General features: G+C 41.8%; 16 protein-coding genes. 8 read left to right on the top strand and 8 right to left on the bottom strand.

Features of this window, described 5'->3' with window-relative positions; all coding sequences use genetic code 11:
* Window positions 1–250: 250 nt before the first annotated feature.
* The gene (locus tag ABJK37_RS18255) at window positions 251–1,429 is read left to right on the top strand and encodes a benzoate/H(+) symporter BenE family transporter (protein ID WP_348356921.1); all 1,179 of its coding nucleotides are present in this window, start codon (window positions 251–253) and stop codon (window positions 1,427–1,429) included.
* 3 nt (window positions 1,430–1,432) lie between these two features.
* Window positions 1,433–2,080 carry a GntR family transcriptional regulator gene (locus ABJK37_RS18250; RefSeq protein WP_348356919.1) on the top strand — a complete coding sequence of 216 codons (648 nt, stop codon included), beginning with the start codon at window positions 1,433–1,435 and terminating at the stop codon, window positions 2,078–2,080.
* 3 nt (window positions 2,081–2,083) lie between these two features.
* Here the strand turns inward: ABJK37_RS18250 and ABJK37_RS18245 are convergent, their stop codons facing one another.
* Entirely contained in the window at window positions 2,084–3,295 is a 1,212-nt protein-coding gene (locus tag ABJK37_RS18245) for an aminotransferase class V-fold PLP-dependent enzyme (RefSeq protein ID WP_348356917.1), read from the bottom strand.
* A 123-nt stretch (window positions 3,296–3,418) separates the two neighbouring features.
* Entirely contained in the window at window positions 3,419–5,386 is a 1,968-nt protein-coding gene (betT, locus tag ABJK37_RS18240) for a choline BCCT transporter BetT (protein WP_348356915.1), read from the bottom strand.
* A gap of 271 nt (window positions 5,387–5,657) precedes the next feature.
* On the opposite strand from betT, the gene ABJK37_RS18235 reads away from it, so the two are divergent.
* The 4 genes from ABJK37_RS18235 (at window position 5,658) to ABJK37_RS18220 (ending at window position 15,340) form a co-directional block, all read left to right on the top strand.
* Window positions 5,658–8,303 (top strand): TonB-dependent receptor, encoded by a 2,646-nt coding sequence (locus tag ABJK37_RS18235; protein ID WP_348356913.1) that lies wholly within the window; start codon window positions 5,658–5,660, stop codon window positions 8,301–8,303.
* A 135-nt stretch (window positions 8,304–8,438) separates the two neighbouring features.
* Window positions 8,439–10,424 carry a sulfotransferase gene (locus tag ABJK37_RS18230; RefSeq protein ID WP_348356911.1) on the top strand — a complete coding sequence of 662 codons (1,986 nt, stop codon included), beginning with the start codon at window positions 8,439–8,441 and terminating at the stop codon, window positions 10,422–10,424.
* 222 nt (window positions 10,425–10,646) lie between these two features.
* Window positions 10,647–13,481, top strand: a complete 2,835-nt coding sequence (locus ABJK37_RS18225; RefSeq protein WP_348356909.1) for a pitrilysin family protein — start codon at window positions 10,647–10,649, stop codon at window positions 13,479–13,481.
* A gap of 224 nt (window positions 13,482–13,705) precedes the next feature.
* Window positions 13,706–15,340 (top strand): serine hydrolase, encoded by a 1,635-nt coding sequence (locus tag ABJK37_RS18220; RefSeq protein ID WP_348356907.1) that lies wholly within the window; start codon window positions 13,706–13,708, stop codon window positions 15,338–15,340.
* A gap of 133 nt (window positions 15,341–15,473) precedes the next feature.
* On the opposite strand, the gene ABJK37_RS18215 is transcribed toward ABJK37_RS18220, so the two are convergent.
* Both ABJK37_RS18215 and ABJK37_RS18210 read right to left on the bottom strand, forming a co-directional pair.
* Entirely contained in the window at window positions 15,474–17,375 is a 1,902-nt protein-coding gene (locus ABJK37_RS18215) for a CocE/NonD family hydrolase (protein ID WP_348356906.1), read from the bottom strand.
* 345 nt (window positions 17,376–17,720) lie between these two features.
* Entirely contained in the window at window positions 17,721–18,194 is a 474-nt protein-coding gene (locus ABJK37_RS18210) for an HAD family hydrolase (RefSeq protein ID WP_348356904.1), read from the bottom strand.
* A 184-nt stretch (window positions 18,195–18,378) separates the two neighbouring features.
* On the opposite strand from ABJK37_RS18210, the gene ABJK37_RS18205 reads away from it, so the two are divergent.
* Window positions 18,379–18,744, top strand: a complete 366-nt coding sequence (locus tag ABJK37_RS18205) for a hypothetical protein (protein WP_348356903.1) — start codon at window positions 18,379–18,381, stop codon at window positions 18,742–18,744.
* Window positions 18,745–18,982: 238 nt separating this feature from the next.
* Here the strand turns inward: ABJK37_RS18205 and lysC are convergent, their stop codons facing one another.
* Window positions 18,983–20,344 carry a lysine-sensitive aspartokinase 3 gene (gene lysC, locus ABJK37_RS18200; RefSeq protein WP_348356923.1) on the bottom strand — a complete coding sequence of 454 codons (1,362 nt, stop codon included), beginning with the start codon at window positions 20,342–20,344 and terminating at the stop codon, window positions 18,983–18,985.
* 221 nt (window positions 20,345–20,565) lie between these two features.
* Between lysC and ABJK37_RS18195 the strand changes: the two genes are divergently transcribed.
* Window positions 20,566–22,098: an amidase gene (locus tag ABJK37_RS18195; RefSeq protein WP_348356901.1), complete on the top strand. Its 1,533-nt coding sequence runs from the start codon at window positions 20,566–20,568 to the stop codon at window positions 22,096–22,098.
* A gap of 10 nt (window positions 22,099–22,108) precedes the next feature.
* Here the strand turns inward: ABJK37_RS18195 and ABJK37_RS18190 are convergent, their stop codons facing one another.
* From ABJK37_RS18190 to acnB, 3 genes are all read right to left on the bottom strand, one after another.
* Window positions 22,109–22,552 carry a DUF192 domain-containing protein gene (locus ABJK37_RS18190; RefSeq protein ID WP_348356899.1) on the bottom strand — a complete coding sequence of 148 codons (444 nt, stop codon included), beginning with the start codon at window positions 22,550–22,552 and terminating at the stop codon, window positions 22,109–22,111.
* Between the two features lie 35 nt (window positions 22,553–22,587).
* Window positions 22,588–22,821 carry a hypothetical protein gene (locus ABJK37_RS18185; RefSeq protein WP_348356897.1) on the bottom strand — a complete coding sequence of 78 codons (234 nt, stop codon included), beginning with the start codon at window positions 22,819–22,821 and terminating at the stop codon, window positions 22,588–22,590.
* 130 nt (window positions 22,822–22,951) lie between these two features.
* The gene (gene acnB, locus ABJK37_RS18180) at window positions 22,952–25,564 is read right to left on the bottom strand and encodes a bifunctional aconitate hydratase 2/2-methylisocitrate dehydratase (protein ID WP_348356895.1); all 2,613 of its coding nucleotides are present in this window, start codon (window positions 25,562–25,564) and stop codon (window positions 22,952–22,954) included.
* Window positions 25,565–25,615: the final 51 nt, after the last annotated feature.

Below are 25,615 nucleotides of genomic sequence, written 5' to 3'. Positions count from 1 at the left end.
TTCTCCCTTTGGGCGAGGTTTAAAAGCACCTACTCTGCGTTGCTCGAACTTACAATAGAATAACTATTGCTTCATTCGAGCGCCTTGATTAGGTGATTTTAAACCTCGCTGAGCGATCAATTGTTAGGATGGATTGGTATTATAATTCTTTGTTAAATAACAAAGAAAAAAGTGAGTAATGCATTGATACACTTTGAAAACTTTCACAGCCATGTTATTTTTGTATACATTTTTAAAATTGAATACAAAAATGAATTTCAAAACGTTTATTTCTGACATTAGCTTTTCAGCTATCAGTGCCGGTTTTATCGCTGTGTTAGTCGGGTATGCCAGTGCTTGGGTAATAGTATATCAAGCCGCAATTGCTGCTGGAGCTAGCCAAGAAATGATTGACTCTTGGATATGGGCACTAGGTTTGAGTATGGGGTTGGGTTGTTTAGGTTTATCGTTATACTACAAACGCCCGATCATCATTGCGTGGTCTACGCCAGGCGCTGCTTTGTTAGCAACAACGCTAAGTGGTAACAGCATTGCACAAGCTATAGGTATTTTCGTATTTGTGGGTGTTTTAACGTTGTTGACGGGTTTGTCTGGTTGGTTTGACGCACTTACCAAGCGTATCCCTCTACCGCTCGCTTCTGCGATGTTGGCAGGCATATTGATACAGTTTGGGTTAAGTATTTTTACCTCGTTGCAAAGCGAGCCGCTAATGGTAGGGATCATGTTGGTGACTTTTTTGTTCGCCAAAAAATGGTTACCGCGATACACAATAATGATAGTACTACTAGCCGGGTTTATATATGCCTTCACATTTGAGCAAATCGGTTTACAACAAGTCAGATGGGAGCTCTCGATGCCGGTTTGGACAATGCCAGAATTTGATTTAAGTTTATTGATAGGTGTAGGTTTACCCTTATTTGTAGTGACCATGACATCACAAAATGTGCCTGGCATCGCCATACTAAGGGCAACAGGTCACAATCAAGCCCCCGTCTCTCCAATACTCAGCTGGACCGGCGGACTCAATGTGCTATTTGCACCTTTTGGCGCCTTTACATTAAACCTGGCAGCCATCACAGCAGCAATTTGTGCCAGCGAAGAGGCACATCCTGATGCAGATAAACGTTATGTTGCCGGTGTATTCGCTGGCTTATTTAATATATTGGCAGGTATTTGTGGCGCAGCAGTAGTCAGTTTATTTGCGGCTTTTCCAGCAGCGATGATTTCTGCATTAGCGGGTTTAGCGTTATTGGGCATCATTGGCGCAAGTTTACAATCGTCTTTTGAACAAGCCAATTACCGCGATGCGGCCTTAGTTACATTTTTGGTGACGGCTTCCGGGGTATCTTTTTTTAATATTGCATCAGCATTTTGGGGCATTACATTTGGGCTTGCCACACTTGCCATAAGCCGAGTAACGAGAACCTAACCAATGACTGAACGACAACCGGCTGAAGCACTCTATCAGCAATTAAAACAAGACATTCGTGATAACAAATTACCAATCGCTACCCCCTTAAAACAGGAGCAATTAGCGTCAGACTATGGGGTGAGCCGCATACCGATTAGGGATGTGTTACAGCGTTTAAAAAATGAAGGATGGCTAGCACAAAGTGGCAAACGTGGCGTGATGGTGCATCCGTTAAGCGCCACCGAAGCAGAAGATTTATACATGATGCGGATGTACTTAGAGCCGCTTATTCTTAGTCATGCGATGTCAAAATTCAATCACCAAATATTGGGACAAGCCACAGATATCCTAGAACAACTCGACCAACCCAAGTTAAGCATTAGCAAACATGGCGATCTCAATTGGCAGTTTCACGGGTGCCTCTATCAAGCCGCCAACCGCCCTGCTTTGTTCAACAATATCCGCAACCTACACCAACTATGTTCAAGATATATTGGTTTTCATTCAGTTGAACTAAATTATGAAAAAACCAGCCAACAAGAGCATTATCAATTATTAGACGCAATCAAAGCCAAACAACTAGGCAAAGCTAAAAATATCTTAAAACAACATATTTCTGAAGCGGGCGAAATATTAGTCGAATACTTGCATAAAAATATGCATTTTTGACGGTTAAATCTGGTCCACAAACCCTTGTTGATCTAATGCACCTTCAAGTGCCGCCATACCCGCTGGTAAGTCTAGTTTTTGCCCCAAAAGATTAAAACTTGCACCAAAAGCATGCAAAGTTCGGAATAAGTTATGGGCACGGCATTGTTCACCCATTTGCCCAATACGCACAATGTTTGCCCCAAAGGAGCCAGAAATTTCTACTTTATAACGGCTAGACATAGTACTAAGTAATTGTTTAGCGTCCACTCCACTGGGGACACTAATACCCACAACAGAATTGAGTCGTGCGTCTGGTTTGACGTATAGGGATAATCCCATTGCTTCAATACCGGCTTGTAATGCTAGTGAGCTTCTAAGATGTCTGTCAAATCTAGCGCTTAAGGTTTCTGTGCACACCAACCTTAACGCTTCATGTATCGCCAATATTCCAGAAACAGGCGCGGTATAATGATAGGATTTTTTATACCAGAACTGGTCGGCCAATTTAGCGTCTAAACACCAATGTCGCAATTGATCTGTGCGAGACTGAATGTGGTCCCAAGCTCGACTAGAAAAACCAATAAGAGATACACCTGGTATACAAGATAATCCTTTCTGGCCACCGGTAATCACTGCATCTATACCCCATTCATCCATATCAAACTTCATGGTGCTTAGGGTACAAACCGCATCAACAATCACTAAACAATTGTGGGCCTTTGCTGCTGCTGCGATTGCTGCTAAATCGGCATTACAAACGGTACTTGAGGTTTCGCCTTGCACTATAGTCAGAACTTGGGGCTGATGCTGCTCAATATACTGAGCGACGACTGCAGGGTCGGCACTATGACCTTCTTCTACAACCAAACGAATAACATTCGCTGCAACTCGTTCAGACATTTCCGCTAGACGGTTGCTGAAAAAACCATTGCATACACTCAGTACTTTACTGCCTGGTACCACTAAGTTAGCCACAGCCATTTCCATCGCAGCAGAGCCTGGACCTGCCACACCTAATATATGCCCAGTTTCTGTCTGAAACACATAACGTGACATTAACTTAACTTGTTCAATAATCTGCGCCATGGTATCGCCCAAATGATTGATTACGATACCATTGGCCGCTGCCACTCTCGCCGGAATAGGAACTGGCCCCGCCCCCATCATCAATAATGGTTCTTCGGGTAGAATACTGTCTAAAGACAAAATACCTTGGGGCGACTTAATACGCACGTTTATTCCTTAGTTTCAAAGGGTTAACTCTATGCCCCGAGTATACTGAAAAGCATCGAGGATCCGATGCTTTTTATGGTTCATTGCCTGCTATTATCTGCTAACAAATAGCCAAACTGTATATCAACGTAATAGATGCAAAAAGTGTAAATGTTTATGGTATTGATCAATCACATCGTTAATTACTGCTTGTTTCGACCACCCCATAATATCGTAGTCTTGGCCGCCTTCGATCAAATGTACTTCTGCACGATAATAGGTATGATCATCGGCACTTTCTTGAGATTCTTCGTTATCTGGTGAAAAACTAGGTTGTAGGTATTTTTGGCACTTTATGCCATATGAGAAAGCGTATTCACTGCCGTGCTGCACATTCAAGCTCAACATATCAGTTGAGCTAATTATCTCCGACTCAACTTGATTATTAGCCAACTCTTTACTCACATTCTCTAGCGCCTTGCGCACTGTATCATCGATAAACTGGGTGACCGCAGTTTTGTTAGGAAATTGTATGATTGCCGAAAGTCGCTGTTCCCAGCCGCTATCTGTTGTAGGTGGATGTGGATGCACGTTCATAGCCAAACTCGCCTTTTTATGAGTTTCAATACGCAATGCCTTAATCAGCCCCACTAACGCAAGCAATAAAATGATCGCAAAGGGCAATGCCGTAGCAATAGTCATGGTTTGCAGCGCATTTAAACCACCCGCGGTCAGTAATATTGCGGCAACCAAGCCCACTCCAACGGCCCAATATATACGCTGCCAAACTGGTGTATCATTTTTTCCGTGCGAACAAAGCATGTCTACTACCATGGCCCCTGAGTCGCATGAAGTAACAAAAAACACCACCACCATCAAGGTTGCAATAAAACTTAACAATTGCTGAAATGGAAAGTTTTCCAAAAATACAAACAACGCCACTGGCGCATTAGTGCTTACCATCTCGCCTAATTTGTCTACCCCTTGGGTATAAATTAGGTCAATGGCCGAGTTACCAAACACTGTCATCCAAAAAAGAGTAAAAGCAGTGGGGATAACTAACACCCCAATCACAAACTCACGAATCGTGCGTCCGCGGGAAATACGCGCAATAAATAACCCAACAAAAGGCGCCCATGCTAACCACCATCCCCAATAAAAGATGGTCCATCCTCCAATCCAATCCGTTTTGTCATAAGCAAATAAGTTAAAAGTGTTTCGCACAATATCAGACAGATAAGCCCCAGTATTTTGCACGTAAGCGGCCAGTAAAAACACAGTCGGGCCCAAAATCAAAATGAATAACAATAATGCAATAGCCAAAATCATATTCAATTCTGATAAGCGTCGAATGCCCTTATCTAGCCCTGTCGCCACCGAGACAATTGCCACCGCAATGATGCCAATCATCAAATAAATCTGCACTGGTACTGACTCTTCCAGATCAAATAAGTAGTTTAATCCTGAATTAATCTGAGCGGCGCCCAATCCCAAAGATGTGGCAATACCAAAAACGGTGCTAACCACTGCTAGAATGTCCACAGTATGACCCGCCCAGCCATAAATACGGTCACCAATCATCGGATATAGCGCGGAGCGTAATGTGAGCGGCAAATTTAACCTGAAACTAAAATAAGCCAAGATTAATCCTACAACTGCATAGATTGCCCAAGCATGTAACCCCCAGTGAAAAAAGGTCATTTTCATGGCTTCTCTCACGGCTTCCGTTGTACCTTCGGCGGCTGTTGGGGGTGACAAAAAGTGCATAACGGGCTCGGCTACACCAAAAAACATGAGCCCGATACCCATTCCTGCTGCAAACAACATCGAGAGCCAGGTCGGCAGTGTAAAATCAGGCTTACAATGATCTGGACCTAGACGTATTTCGCCAAAGCTAGAAAAACCAACATACAACACGGTGAGAAGAATGATAGCTACTGACACCACGTAAAACCAACTACCGTTTTCGATAATGGTACTTTGTAAATCAGTAAAAAATACATCCGCCGCTTGTGGCGCAATCAACGCAAATAAAACTAAAACTAGAATTGAAAGTGAAGAAAGATAAAAAACGGGGCGATTGAGGTATTGATCTATTCGAGTTAGGACCACTTAGGACAGCCTGTAAATCTAATTATTAACGGGAAATATACCCCATCTGAAACCTCTTTAAAACTTGAATATATGTAGACTACTAAGTATTGCCCCCCCTTATTCGCGACTAAAGTACTAGGAATCACTTTAGAAATCGCGGCCTGAGTCTGGTACACTAATCAACGAGACACTAATAAAAATTCGTATTGAAATTAAAATTTGCATATATTGCAATGAATAAAAATATTCCCTGAACAATGTATTCATAAGCTAAAAAGGTTCTTATTACATGAACAGAACAAAAATAAGTTGTGCAATAGTCACAGCACTCGCTATCAATCCTGCGATAGCGCAAGAGAAAACGTCAAAAGCACAAATAGAAACCATTCAAGTTACCGCAACCAAAAGAACTGAATCGATACAAGATGTTCCCGTATCGGTTTCTGCTTTGAACGGCGAAGCGTTGGAAAATTTAGGCGTAGAAAGCTTTAACGACTACGTAGAATTTCTTCCAAATGTCGTTTTCCAGGGCACAGGTCCCGGTCAAAATGAAATATATATTCGTGGTGCCGCCACCACACAAACCAACATATCGGTATCTTCAGTACAGGCATTACAGCCCTCTGTTGCATTTTATCTAGATGAACAACCTGTCTCCATGCAAGGCCGAAATCTAGATGTGTATGCAGCTGATGTGGAGCGAATCGAGGTATTGCCAGGTCCACAAGGCACCCTGTTTGGTGCAAGTTCGCAATCAGGTACAGTGCGCATGATCAGCAAAAAACCGGATCACACAGGTTTTGCTGCTGGTATGGATGTAAATATTGGTAGCACTAAAGGCGGCGAAATGAGCAATTCCGTCGAAGCCTTTATGAACTTTACGCCTACTGATGAATTGGCCCTGCGCGTTGTAGCTTACAATGATAAACAAGGCGGATGGATTGATAATATCCTCAATAAGCCTGGTGAAGGTGGTTATATTGGCAGTGCGGTTGTAATTGACAGAATATCAGGTGGCGTGCTTAACGACCCTGAAAACACTCCTATTATTTCACCTGAAAATGGCATCTTGGTAGAAGATGATACTAACGACGCTGTATATGCGGGTGTTCGATTTGGTATGTCTTATTTGATCAATAACGATTGGTCATTGTTGGTGCAGCACACCGCTCAGTCTCTTGAGACCGAAGGTGTGTTTTCTTACGATCCTAACCTTGAAGGTGAAAGTTCGGTCAACCGTTTTACACCTGAAGACAATGATGATGAATTTGGACTCACCACTTGGACTTTGAAAGGTCGTTTAGACAAGCTTGATATAGTTTACACGGGTGGTTATCTAGATCGTGAAATTAGCTCTACTATCGATTACACCGGTTATACCAACGGCGGTTTGTTCTCAGCATATTATGTTTGCCAATACGGTGGTTCGGTTGCAGTAGAAGATGAGCTTTGCTTAGACCCCTCTAAGTACTACAAAGAACAAACAGATACGTCGCGTATCACTCACGAGTTGCGTTTCAATACAGATGTAGACAATGCTTGGCGTGTTACAGCCGGTATTTTCTATGATGATCAAGAAGTTGCAACCGTTGGTCAATTCAAAATTGCCAGTACAGAAAAATTTCCTAATCTGGCTAGAACGCTTCCAGGTAGTGAAGGAATTAATTCTGACGGCGGACCGTTCGAGTCAGGCATTAGTTTTGTTAACGATGTGACCCACACCATTGAACAAGTGGCAGTGTTTGGTCAAATTGAATACGATCTTACCGATAAACTCACTGCTTCTTTCGGCGCTCGTTGGTATCAAATTGATGATATTTTCAAAGGTTCAACAACCAGCACAGATGTGACCCGCAGAATTCGCGCTTTTGGAAGCCAAGATCCTGCTGAGTTAGATTTAGCAACAGGTGGTGATGGCCCAGGAGTGCTCCAAGCGGCCATTGCAAGTGGTCAATTAGATGTCAGTTTATTAGACGATAGCGGCACATTAACTGTTGACGATACTATCTTCAAAGCCTCATTAGATTACAAAGTCAATGACGACGTATTGTTATTTACGACTTATTCAGAAGGATTTAGACCGCCTGTTACCAACCGCCAAGGTGGTGATCTTGCGAGTAATCAAAATGGTGCGTTTGAAGGGTTCAGAATACCGGTTTATTCCACTACCGATAGCCTAGATAACTTCGAAATAGGCATGAAAGGTGACTTTTTAGACGGTATTTTACGAGTCAATGCGACTGCTTTTTATTCTGAAATTACTGACTTACAAACATCACGTTATGACCCTACTAACATCAGTTTTTTAGTATTTACCGATAATGTGGGTGATGCTGAGATAAAGGGCATTGATGCGGATATCACTTGGCTGGCAACAGACAACTTAGTAATCAATGCGGCGTTTAGTGTGCTCGATACAGAATTAACTCGAGTTAACGCTGAGCTAGCAGGCATCGCACCGGGAGTAGGCGCACAACTACCTTATTCAGCTGAATTTTCGGGTAATATACGTGCACGTTATTATTTCGAGCTTGATGATGGTTACAATGGTTATTTGAATGCTTCAGTAAGTTACACAGGTGATCGTTTAGCTGGAATGTCGATGGATGCCTATGTAACTGAAGATGCGACACGATTAATCTACGGAACAGGTTCTGGCTTACCGATTCAAAATGAAGCCGCCACATATGATGGCACCTCATTTACAGACTCGAATGGTGATGTTTTCCAAGGTGGACGTTACATTCAAGAGAGCTATGCCATTGCCAACGTATCTGTTGGAATCACTAAAGACGACTGGAAAGCTGAGTTGTACATCGATAACCTCACTGACGAAAGTGCTGTGCTTTATATAGATACACAGCAGTTTACGCCAAAAGTTGTCACCAACCGCCCTCGTACGTTAGGACTAAGACTATCTTACGATTTCTATTAGGATAGTGTTATAGGGTGTATTTCCCAACTAATAAAGGCAAGCGTTTAGCTTGCCTTTATTTTTTATGTAGTGAAAAATCCCGTAGACAACTCTCGTCTGAGTAGACCAAAAATTTTAATCCTCTGGAGGAAACGCGTGGTAACAAACGTTGGCGAAGACAACAGCAAAAATCACATCAAGATTGACGATATTAAACGAGCGCTACAAGCAGGCGAAAGTGACAACGCCATATCACTTTGCCAGCGAGTACTAGAAAACCCAAAAGATACTCAAGAAAAAATCGAAGCATACTATATGCTGGCCGTTGCCCAGCGTACCAAAGGGCTGATAGACGAAGCAACCGAAACGCTCAAAACACTCATTGCTGCAGATCCTAATCATGCTCGCGCCCACCAAGAAAATGGTTATCTATTTCTAAGTACTGATAATAAGCCCAGCGCAGCTGCAGCCTTTGCCAAAGCCACTAGACTTAATCCAGCATTATTATCCAGCTGGCAGAAGTTAGCCCCTTTATATGCTGAATTGAATCATAGCGCGGGGGAAAGATTTGCTAGTCAGCAAATCGCCTACCTCTTGCAATTACCGGTAGAAATTCGTGGCGCTCGAGACCTTATGTACGAAGGTAAGTTAGGTCTAGCCGATAGCGTATGTCGTCGTTTTTTGCAAAATCACAAACACCATGCTGAAGCCATGCTGCTGCTAGGTGAAATTGGCATCAAGTTAAAACTGTATCATGAAGCCGAGTTTCTACTAGAAAGCTGCGTTGAGATCCACCCAACCCATGAAGCAGCCAGAGCTGAGTACGTACAATTATTATCTAAACTAGGTAAATTTGAGCAGGCCAAACTACAGGCCGAACAGTTACTAAACGAACACCCGAGTAATCACCAATATCTTGCAGCAAAAGCTGGCGCTATGGTGGGAATAGGAGAGGTTGAACCGGCCATCGAGCTTTATCAACAGATTATTGGTGACCGCAACGACCTACCAGGCATACAACTGCTTCTTGGACATGCTTACAAAGCAAACGGCAATATTGAGCAGGCAATAGCAGCTTATCAACAAGCTTACAAAATTCGCCCCGACTACGGTGATGCATTCTGGAGTTTAGCCAATACTAAAACCTATCGATTTACCGACGAAGAATTAACCTTGATGCAGACTCAACTGGATAAAATCGATATTGAACAAGACGACAAGGCTCATCTTGAATTCGCTTTGGCTAAAGCTTATGAAGATCGCAAACGATTCGATACTGCTTTCAGTTATTACCAAAAAGGTAATGCTTCAAAAAATCAGCGCAGTCATTACTCACAAGTCAAAGTAAGTGAACAAGTTGAGGCGCAAAAATCTGTTTTCACGGCTGATTATTTTAAAACTTATCAAGATCTTGGCGATCAAAGCCCGGATCCTATTTTTATAGTGGGCCTGCCCAGAGCCGGTTCCACCTTACTAGAACAAATATTAGCCTCACATTCTCAAGTAGACGGCACTATGGAATTACATAATGTATTAGGACTAGCAGCGAGGTTAAGAAATAGTAAAAGCGGCTATCCCAAAATAGTGGCTGAATTAGACAACGAATATTTCGCCCGCTTCGGTAAACAATTTATCGCTGATACTCGGTGTTATCGTCAAGGAGCAGCATTTTTCATCGATAAAATGCCTAATAACTTTATGCATATTGGTTTGATAAAATCGATTCTTCCCAAAGCCAAGATAATTGATGCTAGACGTGATCCCATAGCCTGTTGCTTTAGTGGATACAAACAGTTGTTTGCTGAAGGACAAGAGTTTTCTTATGACTTAGACAATCTGATCCACTACTATCAATCCTATTTGTCATTAATGGATCATTGGAACAGTGTGTTACCGGGCTACGTATTAAAAGTGCAGCACGAAGACGTAATTGATGATCTAGAAGGCCAAGTGAGACGTTTATTAGACTTTTGCCAGTTGCCCTTTGAAGCATCTTGTTTAGATTTTCACAAAACAAAACGTACCATTAAAACCCCAAGCTCTGAGCAGGTCCGCCAGCCGATAAACTCGAGTGCTAGGGAACAATGGAAACATTTTGAGGCACAGCTTACTCCACTAATTACAGCCTTCGGTGCGAAATAAAATAACGCCATCGACCAACCAGCAATATTAAGAGTCTACACTCGGCTAGTCGCTACTTACATCGATTAGTCGAACTCTCACTTACCACGTAATGAGCATCATATTTGCTGACATTCAATGTAACAATATAATGAAGCCACTGAACAACCCAAAGCTTTCAGTCCTTACCTAAGTATGCAATTATCTGAAGGTTAATTTCCTTCCACTTAATGACGGCTCAAAATGAAAAAAGCACTTTGTTACCTAGTGTTATTGACTAGCACTTTTACTACATTTCACAGCATATCAGCGCAAGAACCCATTAAAAACCCGAAATTTGAGGTCAATTACCAGAAGTTTGTTTTAGACAATGGCCTAGAAGTGGTATTTCACATTGACCGTTCTGATCCGGTTGTAGCAGTAAACTTAACCGCCCACGTAGGATCAGCTCGAGAAATAGCTGGACGCACTGGATTTGCTCACTTATTTGAACACTTGTTGTTTTTAGAATCAGAAAACTTAGGTAAAGGCGGCTTAGATAAACTATCAGCCAAAATTGGTGGCTCTGGGGCCAACGGTTCCACCTCTAGAGACCGAACCAATTATTTACAAACCGTACCAAAAGACGCCCTAGAAAAAATGATTTGGGCAGAAGCCGATAAACTCGGTTGGTTTATTAATACAGTTACAGTGCCCGTTTTAGAAAAAGAGAAACAGGTCGTCAAAAACGAAAAACGCCAAAGCAGTGATAACGCCCCTTATGGCCACAACTGGTATGTCATCGATCAGAATCTTTATCCGCAAGATCACCCATATAATTGGCAAGTAATTGGCTCACTTGCAGATTTACAAGCTGCCACTTTGGATGACGTCAAACAATTCTTTAAACGTTGGTATGTGCCGAATAACGTCACCTTAACGCTGGCTGGTGACTTTGACCCCGTGCAGGCAAAACAGTGGGTAGAAAAATATTTTTCTGAAATCAAAGCTGGCGAAAAAATCACACCTCTTAAAAAACGTGCAGCAAAATTAACGGAAACTAAAAAACGTTACCATGAAGACAACTTTGCCAACCAGCCACAGCTCACACGCACTTATCCCACAGTAGAACAGTACCACCCTGACTCTTATGCTTTAAACGTATTGTTTGAGTACCTAGCCAATGGGAAATCTGCACCGCTTTACAAAGTGCTAGTTGAAGAAAAGCAGCTAGTGCCTGGTGCCACTATTTATCATCAAACCAGTGAACTAGCTGGTCAAGCTTATTTAATTGCCAGAGCTTATGGCGATATAGATTTAGACCAAGTGAACAGTGGTATTGATCAAGCCTTTAAGCAATTCGAGAAAGACGGGATTTCTGAGCAAAATTTGCAACGAATTCTCGCCACCCAAGAAACCAATTTTTATAATCAACTATCGAGTGTACTAGGTAAAGGTGCGCAATTAGCTTACTACAACATTTATACTGGTGATCCTGGCTACGCTGCAACAGAAATCGAAGCCATTCTCAGTGTCACCGCTGAAGATGTAAAACGAGTGTATAACCAATACATTAAAAACAAACACTATGTAGTCACTAGTTTTGTTCCTAAAGGAAAACTCGGACTAGCGGTGCAAGGCTCGACTCAAGCTAAAGTAACCGAAGAACAAGTGGTTCAGGGAGCAGAAAAGCAGGTTAACCCTAATGTGGTAGCGTCTTACACCAAAACACCTTCTACATTTGATCGTTCAATAGAACCCGATTATGGTGAGTCAGCGGATGCAATAGTGCCAGATATATGGCAAGGGCAACTTGACAATATCCAAGTACTTGGCATTGAAGTACACGAAGTACCTCTGGTTGACGTTGAGCTAGTCATAGACGGCGGGCAATTATTAGAGCCCCTAAACAAAGTGGGCATGGCTAATATACTTGCACAAATGCTCACAAGTGGTACCAAAAATAAATCACCAGAAGCCCTAGAAAATGCCATTAAACAACTAGGTGCATCCATTTCTGTATCTGCCAATAAAGAAGACATTCGCATAAAGGTAAATACCCTAGCTAAAAACTATCAACAAACCATGGACTTAGTTACAGAAATCCTATTGGAACCTCGCTGGGACAAAAAAGAATTTGCTTTAATTAAGCAACAAACATTATCGCAAATTCGCCAGCAACAAGCAGATCCGAGAAGCGTAGCAAACAATACGTTTAACGAATTGATCTATGGTGAAAATAACATCCGTTCAAAAAACATATTGGGAAACAAAAGCGCAGTCGAAGCAATTTCTTTAGAGGATATCCAAAGCTTTTACCAAAACAATCTGTCACCTAATTTAACTAGAATTCATGTGGTAGGGGCGATTGCTAAAAAAGCGGTACTAGGATCATTGTCGACATTAAGAGCCAAATGGCCTGCGATTAAAGTCACTCTGCCTAAACTTACCACAGCGAATCGCCCTTCCGAATCTAAAGTGTATTTTTACGATATACCAGGAGCTAAACAAACAGTAGTAAACATTGGCTATCCCGCATTGGCCACAACAGACAAAGACTACTATCCTGCGACTATTATGAATTACATTCTTGGGGGTGGCAGTTTTGCTTCGCAACTCACTCAAGAATTACGTGAAGGAAAAGGTTATACCTATGGGATTTTCTCTGGTTTCTCTGGCACCAAAGATCCAGGCATCTTTAGAATTTTTAGCCAAGTACGTTCAAACGTCACCTTAGAGTCTGCGCAGTTAATCAAAGAAATCCTTGAAAACTACGGAAAAAATTACTCACAGCAAGACCTTGCCACCAGTAAAAGTTTCTTGATCAAAAGTAACGCTCGAGCATTCGAAACAGCCAATGCGAAATTAGGATTATTAAATAACATTAGTAAATACAACTGGCCAAAGAATTACGTTAAACAACGAGAAAAAACAGTCAACAACATCAAGGTAAAAGACGTCAAAGCGCTTGCTGACAAGTATTTGTTAGCCAATCAAATGATCTGGTTGTTTGTAGGTGATGCCAATACACAACTAGCTCGGATGAAAGCGCTAGGGTTTGGTGAGCCAGTATTGTTAAACCCCGCTAAAGATCATTAGGTTTAACTCAGCCTTTTGAATAGTGAAGTGGTGGAGTGATTTCTCCATCACTCTCAATTGAGTGATATGAACTACTCACTAGCGAAAGAGAAAGGGTCATTTATGGTGATAATCAAGTAAACCAAAATATTGAATGTTTCACGCCTATATATGCGATTTTCTATACTATAGTTTTGGCCTACTATTTTTCTAGCTAATTTGATAAATAAAGGATGAAGGGATACATGAAAAAATATTTTTTGACGTTATGTTTGATTACATTTTCACTGACGGGACAAGCGAAAAGTACTACGAGTGAGTTTGATAGGTTACTTAATAATCTATTCACAGCTGATGGTCCTGGAGGTGTGGCTTTAGTCGTCGAAGATGGAAAAACGGTATACCGTAAGGCCTTTGGCATGGCCAATTTAGAATTAGGTGTCAAAATGACGCCAGAAAACATATTTCGCATTGGCTCAATTAGTAAACAATTCACCGCCGTGGCTATCCTAAAGCTTGCCGAAGAAGGCAAGATTGACTTAGATGCTGACATAACGCAGTACATCAAAGATTACCCTACTCACGGTCACACTATTACAATCAAACATCTGTTGAATCACACTTCTGGGATTAAAAGTTATACTAGCCTCGAAAAATGGGATGCACAGGAACGCAAAAGAGATTTCACCCCAACACAACTCATTGATTACTTTAAACATGAACCAATGGATTTTGCTCCCGGTGAGCAATTTAGATATAACAATTCTGGTTATATCTTGTTAGGCCACATTATTGAATTGGTGTCTGGTGAAACCTATGCTGATTACATTCAGAATCACCTGTTCCAACCCTTGAACTTAAGCAACTCATCTTATGGCTCAACTTCAAGGATCATCAAAAATCGTGCTTATGGTTACAGCAAAACAGATGATGCCTATATAAACGCTGACTTTTTAAGCATGACTCAACCTTATGCTGCAGGATCACTGTTATCCACTGTAGATGATGTATACGCTTGGTACACAGCTATTATGAACGATAAAGTGATTAACAAAACAAGCCGAAAAATGGCCCATCAAATGGGCGTTCTAAACAGCGGTGAAAAGATTGATTATGGCTTTGGTTGGTTTATTGGCAACATTCAAGGCTCACCCATGATCGAACACGGTGGTGGCATTAACGGTTATTTAACCGCTTCGATTTGGTTACCTGAAGAAAAGGTATTTGTCGCAGTCTTTTCTAACTGTAACTGCAATGCTCCGGGTGATACTGCAAACAAAATGGCAGCCATTGCCATCGATAACCCCTTCAACTGGAAAAAAGTCAATCTCAATGATGAATTATTAAAATCCTATCAAGGTGTATACGAAAAAGCCCCTGATGATTTGCGAACCTTTACCTTTGAAGATGGCCAACTCTATTCCTTAAGAAGTGGTGGTACCCGGTATAAAATTTTCCCTTTTGCCAAAGACCAGTTTTTCTTTGAAGACAGTATTGTCACACTAACCTTCAATCGCGATAACGCAGCAAAGATTAATTCAGTGACCTTAAACAGTACTGGGCAAGCGAAAGTTTGGCTAAAAACCGATAAACCTATTGCTACGTTTAATGAAATCAAATTGGACCCCAAGGTATTTACGACTTATGTGGGCAAATATCAACTTGCCCCTACTTTTCATATCAATATTTTTAGCGAAGATAACAAAATGTATACCCAGGCCACTGGCCAAGAAAAAGTTGAATTGGTTGCCATCGGTATCAATCAATTAATGCTCAAAAACACTGATATCAAACTCACGTTCAACACGCTCAAAGATGGCACAGTAGAGAGTTTAACCTTACATCAAAATGGCGAGCACTTAGCAAAAAAAATTGAGTGAATATGGTATTGAGAGAGGATGATTTGTCTGTTTCTAAGTATCACCTAGATTAAATTTGACACTGATCTAGCCCTTAAAAAAAACGCCTATTCAGGCGTTTTTTGTTTTTATGTTATTGCGATAGTGACTATGCCTATTGGTCTATTACTTTAAACGATATCGAACTTGGATATTGTTCGCTGTGGTACAACTTATGTTGCGCCTTAACATAATCTTCTTCTGTCGCATTAAAGATATTATCGACATATTTCTGCGGGTTCATGTCCATAAATGGAAACATACTACTTTGAACCTGAATTTGTAACTTATGGCCACGTTTGATGGTATGTAAAACATCGTACAATTCAAACTTAACCAAGGTTGGTTTATTAGGTTCAAAGGGCTCAGGCGTGCTCATGCTGTTTCTAAAGCGCCCACGAATGATACCCCAACGCACTAGTTCATGACGATTGCCCGTTTTCTTGTCAACTTTATTGCTGGTTTCATCCATGCCAGGAAATACATCTACCAATTTCACTACAAAATCAGCGGCACTTTGGTCAGTAGAAACCCATAAATTAATATCAATGGCACCTGCTATAGTTTGATCTTCTGTAGCCACCTCAGAGTTAAACACCAAGACATCAGTACGACGCGCGGTAAAACGTTGATCTTCGGCCATATACGGACGATCCCAACCACGACTCACTTTATCTGAGTGGGGAACGGGTTTTTTCGGATCGCTTATGTAATCGCTTGAACCACCTTTAGCTTCTTTTTTCTCAAGTAATTTTTCATTGGCCCCCATATACAGCACCACATCATTACCTTGTTTAGGAGGCCAAGTATCGAACTCTCTCCAACGATTCGCGCCCGTCTCGAACATTGTGGCTTGAGCCAAAGATCCAACTTTGGTTTTTTTACCTTTCTTTGAGTCTTTTAAGTTGTCTTTAAAAAAGGGTAAAAGAATGCGTTCTTGGAACCATTCGCTAGTGTTAAATCCAAATTCCGCTTCACCCATTTTACTGCCATCTTTGGCATTCCATTGGCCGTGATACCAAGGACCCATAATGAGATGGACGTTGTCCTTTTTATTCGCTTTCGACATGCTTTGATAGGTGGCCAAAGGGCCATAAAGATCTTCGGTGTCATACCAACCACCGACGACTAACGTAGCTGGTTTTACATTATTAAGATGAGGTAATACATTACGCGCTTGCCAATATTCATCATAATTTGGATGTTCTGTTAATTCGTTCCAAAAAGGTCGTTCACCTTTAAAATAGTTTTTATTAACGTTACTTAATGGACCTAGATTTCGGAAAAATTCATAACCATCAGGGGTAACCGAATCCATTCCTTTTGGCCAATAGGCAAACTGTCCTTCGCGTTGTTTATCGAAAGTATCGAAGAAAATAAATGCCATTGGAGTAGAAAACGCACCATTTCGATGAAAATCATCATAAAACCAGTTGGCAATAGGTGCTTGAGGTGAAATAGCTTTAAGCGCTTTATGACTGTTAATAGCCGCAACAGAAGTGTAATACCCTGGATATGAGGTACCCCACATGCCTACTTTGCCGTTGTTATTAGGCACATTTTTTACTAACCAGTCGATAGTGTCGTAAGTGTCTGTGGCATCATCGGTGGCTTTGCCACCTCTTTCACCTGCGTCTTGTGGACGCATATTGACGTACTCACCTTCAGACATAAATTTGCCGCGCACATCTTGAAAAACAAAGATAAAGCCCTCTTTTTCAAAAATCTCACTTGGCCCTAATTTGGTTTTATATTTATCGACACCATAAGGGGCAACACGGTAAGGCGTGCGTTGCATCATCATAGGATATTGAGTTGCTTTGTCGTAGGGGATATAAACCGAAGTGAACAATTTCACTCCATCACGCATAGGGATCTGATATTCATATTTTGCGTAATGTGAACGAATATATTCGGCTCTTTTATCTGCTTCTTTAGTATCTGCAGCATGCGCAAATGTCGTTAACATAAGGCTACAACAGATTACAATGAACCCTGTTAAGGTTTTCTTATTCATTAAATCATCCTTTTATGATTATTCTAGTAGCGAGACGTTTCGCTATGGACACAATACTACTATGGCTTGGGATGGTAATCTAAGGGAAAAGTTGTAGGGAGCTTCTCAACATCGACTTAACTACGTCAAGCTAATGACTAGAAAATACTATCTAAAGCACAACCATATTTAGCCTGCATCACCCATAGCACATGCCATATAGGTTTTAGACGTGAATTTAACTTGATGTCTTTTTTTGTAGATAATTGCTAATACTTGAAATTTAAATATCGAGTGTACTAGACATTATTTTTCAATAATCTCCGTAACCACCATGTTAATAGGGCCCTTGCTGAAAACCTTGTTTTATCTACAAAGCTCGGACAAATGGTGAATTTGTTTTATACCCTTTGTTGCATCGGTACTGGTTATCGAAGGGTTAAACCAAATGGCTTGGATGCCTGCAGAGATTGCTGGTTTTATATCTTTATCGTAACTATCACCCACCATAATAATTGATTGGGGTTTGACGCGCAGTCGTTCAGTTATTTTATGAAAAAACTCTGGCGTTCCCTTACCTATACCTAGATTAGCTTTACAGAAATAACCATTGATAAAGTAAGACAATCCTACTCGTTTAAGCGCGAATTGAATATCTTGTTCACTAGAGTCCGCTGCATTGGTAGCGACGTAAATTAGATGTTGTTTCGATAGTGCTTTGAGTGTCGCCAAGGCCCCATCCACAGCTTGAACATTAGGCCAATTGCACATTTTCCCGTGTTGCTCGGGGAAATCAACCATTAGTGTGTCGCCCCAATCAAATAAGTAAGTTTTGGTCATATTGCCTCATTAAACATTTAGACTCATTCAAACAACGCTGCGACAATCAACATTAGTTTGCTTGGCCTTGTTCACTACGATTCGACTAAATTACCACCTGAAACGAAACTAAGATACACTCACTTTTTACATGATGATTAACGTTCTAAACTCCGGATTCACTCAACTCAAATTGGATGTAAATATGTCAGACCCAATCTCTATATTTTTTGAAGCATGGCAAATTGAAGATGCAAAAAAGCGCCTTGAAAAAATAACCCAATCTTCAGTGAAAGATATACAGTACAACGATCCTCGCACGCCAAATACACTAGTGGGTATAGACGCGTTAAGCGAATATGTAGGCATGTTTAGTGCAAATGCTCCGGGTTGGTCAGCAAATGTAGTCAAGAGCGATACCATAGGTGAAATGACACGCGCCACCGTTGCCTTTAGCGGCTTAGGACCAGATGGCTCGAAAACAGTCCAACACGGTCAATATTTCGTTGAAAAACACAACCACTTAATTTCTCGCATGTACGGTTTTGTCGGCACCGGAGAACCCGAATAAAACGACAAAACTAATCACCATCCCCTTTTTATCAAGACATATATTATAAAAATGGAAATATAACTCTTGTAAATTCTAAGAATATACAATGGAGAGCTTGGTAAATCCTACTGCACTATTGGATGTGTAAGTATTAAGAATAGCGCTTTTGAGAGGGGAAAGTTGCGTACTAAAAGCATCTGTGATGTTTTTAGTACGGCAAAAATCAATAGGCAGCCTTCGAAGCCTGATGTTTCACTTATTCAAACAAAGACTTATGCAGCGCACACACAACATCTTTGCTGTCACTGTCACTGACCAATAAAGACAAGTTATGAGGGTTGGCTCCATAACAAATCATGCGTAAGTTGTAGTCGGCAACGGCAGCAAAAATTTTGCTAGAAACCCCTGCTCCACTGTGCATATTATTGCCCACTACCGTAACTAAATCGTAGTTTTCTTCTACCAGCACGTCACAAAATTGCGCGAGTTCTTCTATGGTTTCTTGGTTTAGTCGTTCCAGTACAGAATTGGCGGGGTTGTCTAGAGTAAAAGAGACAGAAATTTCTGATGTGGTAATTAAGTCAACACTGAGTTTATGCTCAGCAATGATAGTAAATACTTTTTGCAAGAACCCCTGAGCATACATCATTTTTGGGGTTTTAACGGTTACCATAACTTGTTCTTTGCGGCGCGTAATCGCGCGGTAAGAAGGTTCTACTTTGCAATCTCGTACAATCCAAGTGCCCCCTTTTTCTGGCTCACGACTTGAGCCAACAAACACTTTGATGTCTTGTCTTAGCGCCGGTTCCATTGTGGCTGGATGTAATACCTTGGCACCAAAGGTGGCCATTTCGGCGGCTTCTTCAAAACTGAGTTCAGGAAGCGGACGTGCTGCTGCGGTGATCCTAGGATCAGTGGTATACACCCCAATGACATCTGTCCATATTTCACAAGTTTGCGCGCCTAAGCCTTCAGCTAAAAGTGCCGCTGTGAAATCCGAACCACCACGCCCAAGGGTAGTAGTATTGCCTTGCTGATCACAACCCACAAACCCTTGGGTTACTAAAACAGTATCCACCAAAGTAGGCAACATCAATTGTTTGGATGCCGTGGCAATTTGTTGTAGATCAGGTACCGCTTGCCCAAATTCACTGTCGGTTTTGAGAACGTTACGTACATCAAAGTTTTCAGCCTTTAGCTGTGTTTGGTTCAAAACCGCAGTAAACAACAGTGACGACATTCTTTCGCCATGGGATAACAATGCATCTTTTAAATCAGCGCGATGGATTATTTCTTCGTGTAAGGCTAAATCAGATAATGAGTCTAACAACTGCTGTAATTTTGGTGCGACTTCGTCGATATTTTCAAGGGCATGTAAAATAGCGTGTTGAATACTTTCGATTTCGATGAGCTTTTGTTTTATTTGTTCCTTAGACATAGCCGTATGGGCTATATCTACCAACAAATTAGTGACACCGGCCGAGGCACTGACCACTACTACTTTTGTGTTCGGGTTGTTTTGAATGATTCTGGCGCAGTTTTCCATTGCAGCAAAATTTGCCACACTAGTACCACCAAATTTAGCTACATTCAGGTTATGGATCGCGCTATTACTCACTGTTTTTTCACTCGTTAAACTCAAACTTATTGCTCACAAAATAACAGTTTTCACTTATAATTAAAAAACAAAAATTAGAGTATTAATCAGCTTTTTTGGAATAGTATATTCGAGTTAATCACCTATTTTGATGATGCTATTGAAAACAGCGCTATCAAGGCTACCTATTTGAGAAGACTTTCGGCAATATAACCCTTTCGTTAATTTACTGAGTAGCTGCAATGCGTTGTTTTTTGTCTTTATTACTCGCGCTATCCCTTTGGTGTGTCGCGCCTTTTATTAATTCTGCCGATAAGGCCGATTTTTCTAATTTAACTCTGGCCAAAACCCAAATGCTGTTGCGCAATGGCGACGCCACTTTGGCCGAGTTAGTTGACTACTATCTGGATCGCATTGATAAATACGACGCCAAGGGTATCAAAATAAACTCTGTTGCTGAGATTAACCCCGCCTTAAAGCAACAAATCGCCGTAATACAAAACAAACTAGATGACAAAAAACCTTTGGGCACTTTGTTTGGGGCGATTGTATTACTGAAAGACAATATTGATGCTAAAGGTATGGTGAATAGTGCTGGCTCTTGGCTCATGCGTGAACATAAACCTACGCACAATGCTTTTGTAGTAGCGCGTTTAATTGCAGAAGATGCATTGATTTTAGGTAAAGCAAACTTGTCTGAATGGGCCAACTTTCGGTCCTCAAAATCCTCAAGCGGCTGGAGCAGTTTATATGGGCAAACCCTGAATCCACACGATCCTACTCGTTCTCCTTGTGGTTCTAGTGCGGGTTCTGGCGCTGCTATTGCGGCCGATTTTGCGTTATTGGCAGTAGGGACCGAAACCGACGGTTCAGTCACCTGCCCTGCTGCGGTAAACGGCATAGTGGGTATTAAACCTACTTTAGGTTTATTAAGCCGAAGCGGTATTATTCCTATTGCCCATTCTCAAGATACTGCGGGTCCCATGACCCGTACGGTAACCGATTCAGTCATTATGTTAGAAGCCATGATGGGCCAAGATCCTACCGACAAAGCCGCTTTGCCGCCAATGAGTCTAAGACAGCACCTAAAATTAGGTGAGCTCAAAGGTAAACGAATAGGCGTGATGCGCAATATGATGGGTTATCACCCTGAGCTAGATCAAGTATTTAACCAGCAACTAGCTATATTTGAAAAAGCCGGAGCCATCATAGTGGACAACGCAAATATCGAAACTAAAGGGGAATGGGGCGACGCCGAATACACAGTTTTGTTGGCAGAGTTTAAAGCAGATCTTAATCAGTATTTGGTACAATCTAAAGCACCATTGAAGAGCCTTGAAGACGCCATTGCCAAAAACATCGAGTTTGCGCCCCGCACTATGCCAGAATTTGCGCAAGAAATATTCATCGCGGCACAAGCCGCACCTAATCTAAACGAAAAGGCCTATTTAGACGCACTTACCAATAGCAAACTAATCACAGGTGCCCAGGGCATTGATGCCACTTTAGCCAAACATAAAGTGGATTTTTTAATTGCTCCAACTACGGCACCAGGCTGGAAAATAGACCACATTAATGGTGACAACTATATGGGGTCAGCAGGCTCGGCGTCTGCAGTGAGCGGCTATCCCCACATCACTGTACCTATGGGGAAAGTAAAACATATGCCTGTCAACATTAGCTTTGTGGGCGCCAAATTATCAGAAGCGGTGCTGGTGCAAGCGGCTTTTGAATTTGAGCAACTCACTCACGCTAGATTAACGCCAAAACTGTAAGTTTTGGCCTTTAGTTAGCAGGGATCATAACGGTATCCCCCACCTGGATACCGTTTTTTGCAAACCATCCTTGATTCATTTCCCACGCATATAGCACCCGCTGTGAAGAACTTGTGGTCGATAAGTCATGGGGCTGCATAGCCTTAATATCAGTGACTTTTCCGTCAGCTCGAATAAATGCCACATCTAATGGAATAAGAGTGTTTTTCATCCACATGCCAGCATATTTGGGTTGTTCAAAGTTAAACAACATGCCGCAGTTTTTGCACATAGACTCTCTGTGCATTAAACCTTGTGCCCGCAACTCAAACGTATTGGCATACTCCAGTGGATACATTTTCTGCTGCACCTTAACCTGAATCTGCTTGAAAACCATATCATCAGCGTTTGCAAAACGTGGGCACGCAATAAGGGTTAAAAATATAAATACCAGCGGAAAACGAAAAATAGTCATGATGAAGATTACTTAATAAAAATTAGGTGAATAGATTACAATCTTTTACAGGAACAACCTATCTCTTTGTTGCTGGTTTCCCATTCTTGGAAATCACCTTGCACGCATCGCTGCTGCAATGTTTTGCATTCAAGTGCATTATATTTCACTTCGGTGTCAGCACCATCGGCCACTGCGCTGCCAACAAATTGTCTAACGTGACTTTTAGTGCAACCAATAAATGAAATGGTTACGGCTACTAGTAATCCAATTTTGATAAAACGTCGCATTATTATTCCCAATCAAAAATAGTTAATCATCTGAATGAAAAAATAATGAAAAGTTCAGATAAGTAACAGTAAACATAAAAAAACCGGTATTCCCAAGAGGCAATACCGGTTTTTGCTGCCAGGTTAGATACTACGCGATACTCAGGGTAGGAATAATGTTGGCTTTGGCAGCTTCTGACGCTTTTTGGAAGGCGTCCATACGATCGAAGTTTAGGTACCTAAATACCTCAGCAGACATAGACTCAATCTTACTAGCATAAGACATGTACTCGTCAGTTGAAGGAATTTTCCCCATAATTGCTCCTACCGCAGCCAGCTCCGCTGAACACAAATATACATTTGCGCCGTCTCCTAAACGATTCGGGAAATTACGTGTAGATGTAGATAAAACCGTGGAATTAGGCTCTACCCTTGCCTGATTTCCCATACAGAGTGAACACCCAGACATTTCAAGACGCACCCCAGATTTGGCATAAATATCATAGTAGCCTTCTTCGGTTAACTGCGCCTGATCCATTTTAGTGGGGGGTGACATCCATAAACGTGTGGGTAAGGTACCATCAAACTGTTGTAACAGTTTACCCGCCGCACGGAAATGACCGATATTAGTCATACATGAACCAATAAAGACTTCGTCAATATTGTTTCCTGCAACATCAGACAAGGTTTTGGCGTCATCGGGGTCGTTAGGACAACATAAAATCGGCTCTTTAATCTCCGCTAAATCAATTTCGATTGTTTCAACATATTCGGCATCCGCATCAGCTTGCATCAATTCAGGTTTCGCCAACCACTCTTCCATCTTACGAGCACGGCGCTCTAATGTGCGGGCATCACCGTAACCTTCGTTGATCATCCAACGTAACATAGTAATGTTAGAATTGAGGTACTCGGCGATAGACTCTTGTGAAAGTTTAATTGTACAACCAGCTGCCGAACGTTCGGCTGATGCATCAGATAACTCAAAGGCTTGTTCTACCGTTAGGTTACTTAATCCTTCGATTTCCAAAATTCGCCCTGAAAAGGCGTTCACTTTACCCTTTTTAGCAACGGTCAATAATCCTTGTTTAATTCCGTATAAAGGAATGGCATGAACTAAATCACGTAAAGTGATGCCAGGTTGCATTTCGCCTTTAAAACGCACCAATATTGATTCAGGCATATCCAACGGCATCACACCTGTTGCAGCGGCAAAAGCCACTAATCCCGACCCAGCAGGAAAAGAAATACCTAACGGAAAACGAGTATGAGAATCACCACCGGTTCCCACTGTATCGGGTAATAACATTCGGTTTAACCATGAATGAATAATACCGTCACCAGCACGCAATGAAACACCGCCACGGTTCATAATAAAATCTGGCAAGGTATGCTGAGTTTCGATATCTATCGGCTTAGGATAGGCTGCAGTATGACAAAAAGACTGCATAGTTAAGTCTGCAGTAAAACCTAAACAGGCTAAGTCTTTAAGCTCGTCTCGAGTCATAGGACCTGTGGTGTCTTGTGATCCAACAGTGGTCATTTTGGGTTCGCAATAGGTGCCTGGGCGAATACCGTCTACACCACATGCTCGGCCAACCATTTTTTGCGCTAAGGTATAACCTTTGCCTGTATCCGCTGGTTGCTCGGGTTTGCGGAATAAATCTGTGGGGCCAAGTCCTAAAGATTCACGGGCTTTTTCTGTCAGGCCGCGACCAATAATAAGGTTGATACGTCCACCAGCGCGCACTTCATCAAGTAAAACTTCAGACTTGTATTGATACTCAGCCAATACTTCGCCTGTTGTTGCGTCTGTAATTTTGCCTTCAAGCGGCAAGATATCAATCACATCACCGATGTTCATTTTTTCAACATCGGCTTCAAATACTAAAGCTCCGGCATCTTCCATTGTGTTGTAAAAAATGGGCGCAACTTTACTGCCAATACATATCCCCCCGCCGCGTTTGTTAGGCACGCCCGGTAAATCTTCACCAAAAAACCACAACACTGAGTTGGTGGCTGACTTACGAGATGAGCCCGTACCCACTACGTCACCTACAAAAGCAACAGGATAACCTTTGGCTTTCATATCTTCGATTTGTTTTAGTGGTCCTACTTCGCCATGTTTTTCGGGCTCCAGACCGTCGCGGGTCATTTTAAATGCGGCACGGGCGTGTAAAGGAATATCTGGGCGAGACCACGCATCAGGCGCCGGAGACAAGTCGTCGGTATTGGTTTCACCCGTTACTTTAAACACAGTCGCTGTGATTTTTTCTGGCATTTCAGGGCGCGACGTAAACCACTCTGCGTCAGCCCATGATTCAATGATGTCTTTTGCGTAAGCATTACCAGCTTTGGATTTTTCTTCAACATCATGAAACGCATCAAACATTAACAAGGTATGTTTCAATTCTTCAGCGGCTAATTCTGCTAAGTCTGGATTATCAAGGGCGGCAACTAAAGTGACAATGTTATAACCGCCATGCATATTGCCTAACAGTTGAATTGCGGCATCTTTTGAAATCAGAGGAGAAGAGGTTTCGTCATCAATAATTGCGGTTAGAAACCCAGCCTTAACATAAGCGGCTTCATCCACACCCGGCGGTACCCGTTCAGACAACAGCTCTAATAAAGTTGCCTCTTCACCTGTAGGTGGCGCTTTTAACAATTCGACTAAGCCGGCGACTTGTTCTGCATTAAGTGGTTTAGGTGGAATATTTTCTGCGGCACGTTCTGCAACGTGTTTACGATAGGCTTCTAGCACAATTTTATCCTCTAAGTTGACCCATTAACGTTACGATATCTTGGGTATAGG

Origin of the sequence: Paraglaciecola sp., from assembly GCF_039964565.1 — a bacterium.
In the GTDB taxonomy this organism is placed as follows: domain Bacteria; phylum Pseudomonadota; class Gammaproteobacteria; order Enterobacterales; family Alteromonadaceae; genus Paraglaciecola.
Note: the sequence above shows the minus strand (reverse complement) of the source record. Positions and strands in the feature narration are given on the sequence as shown.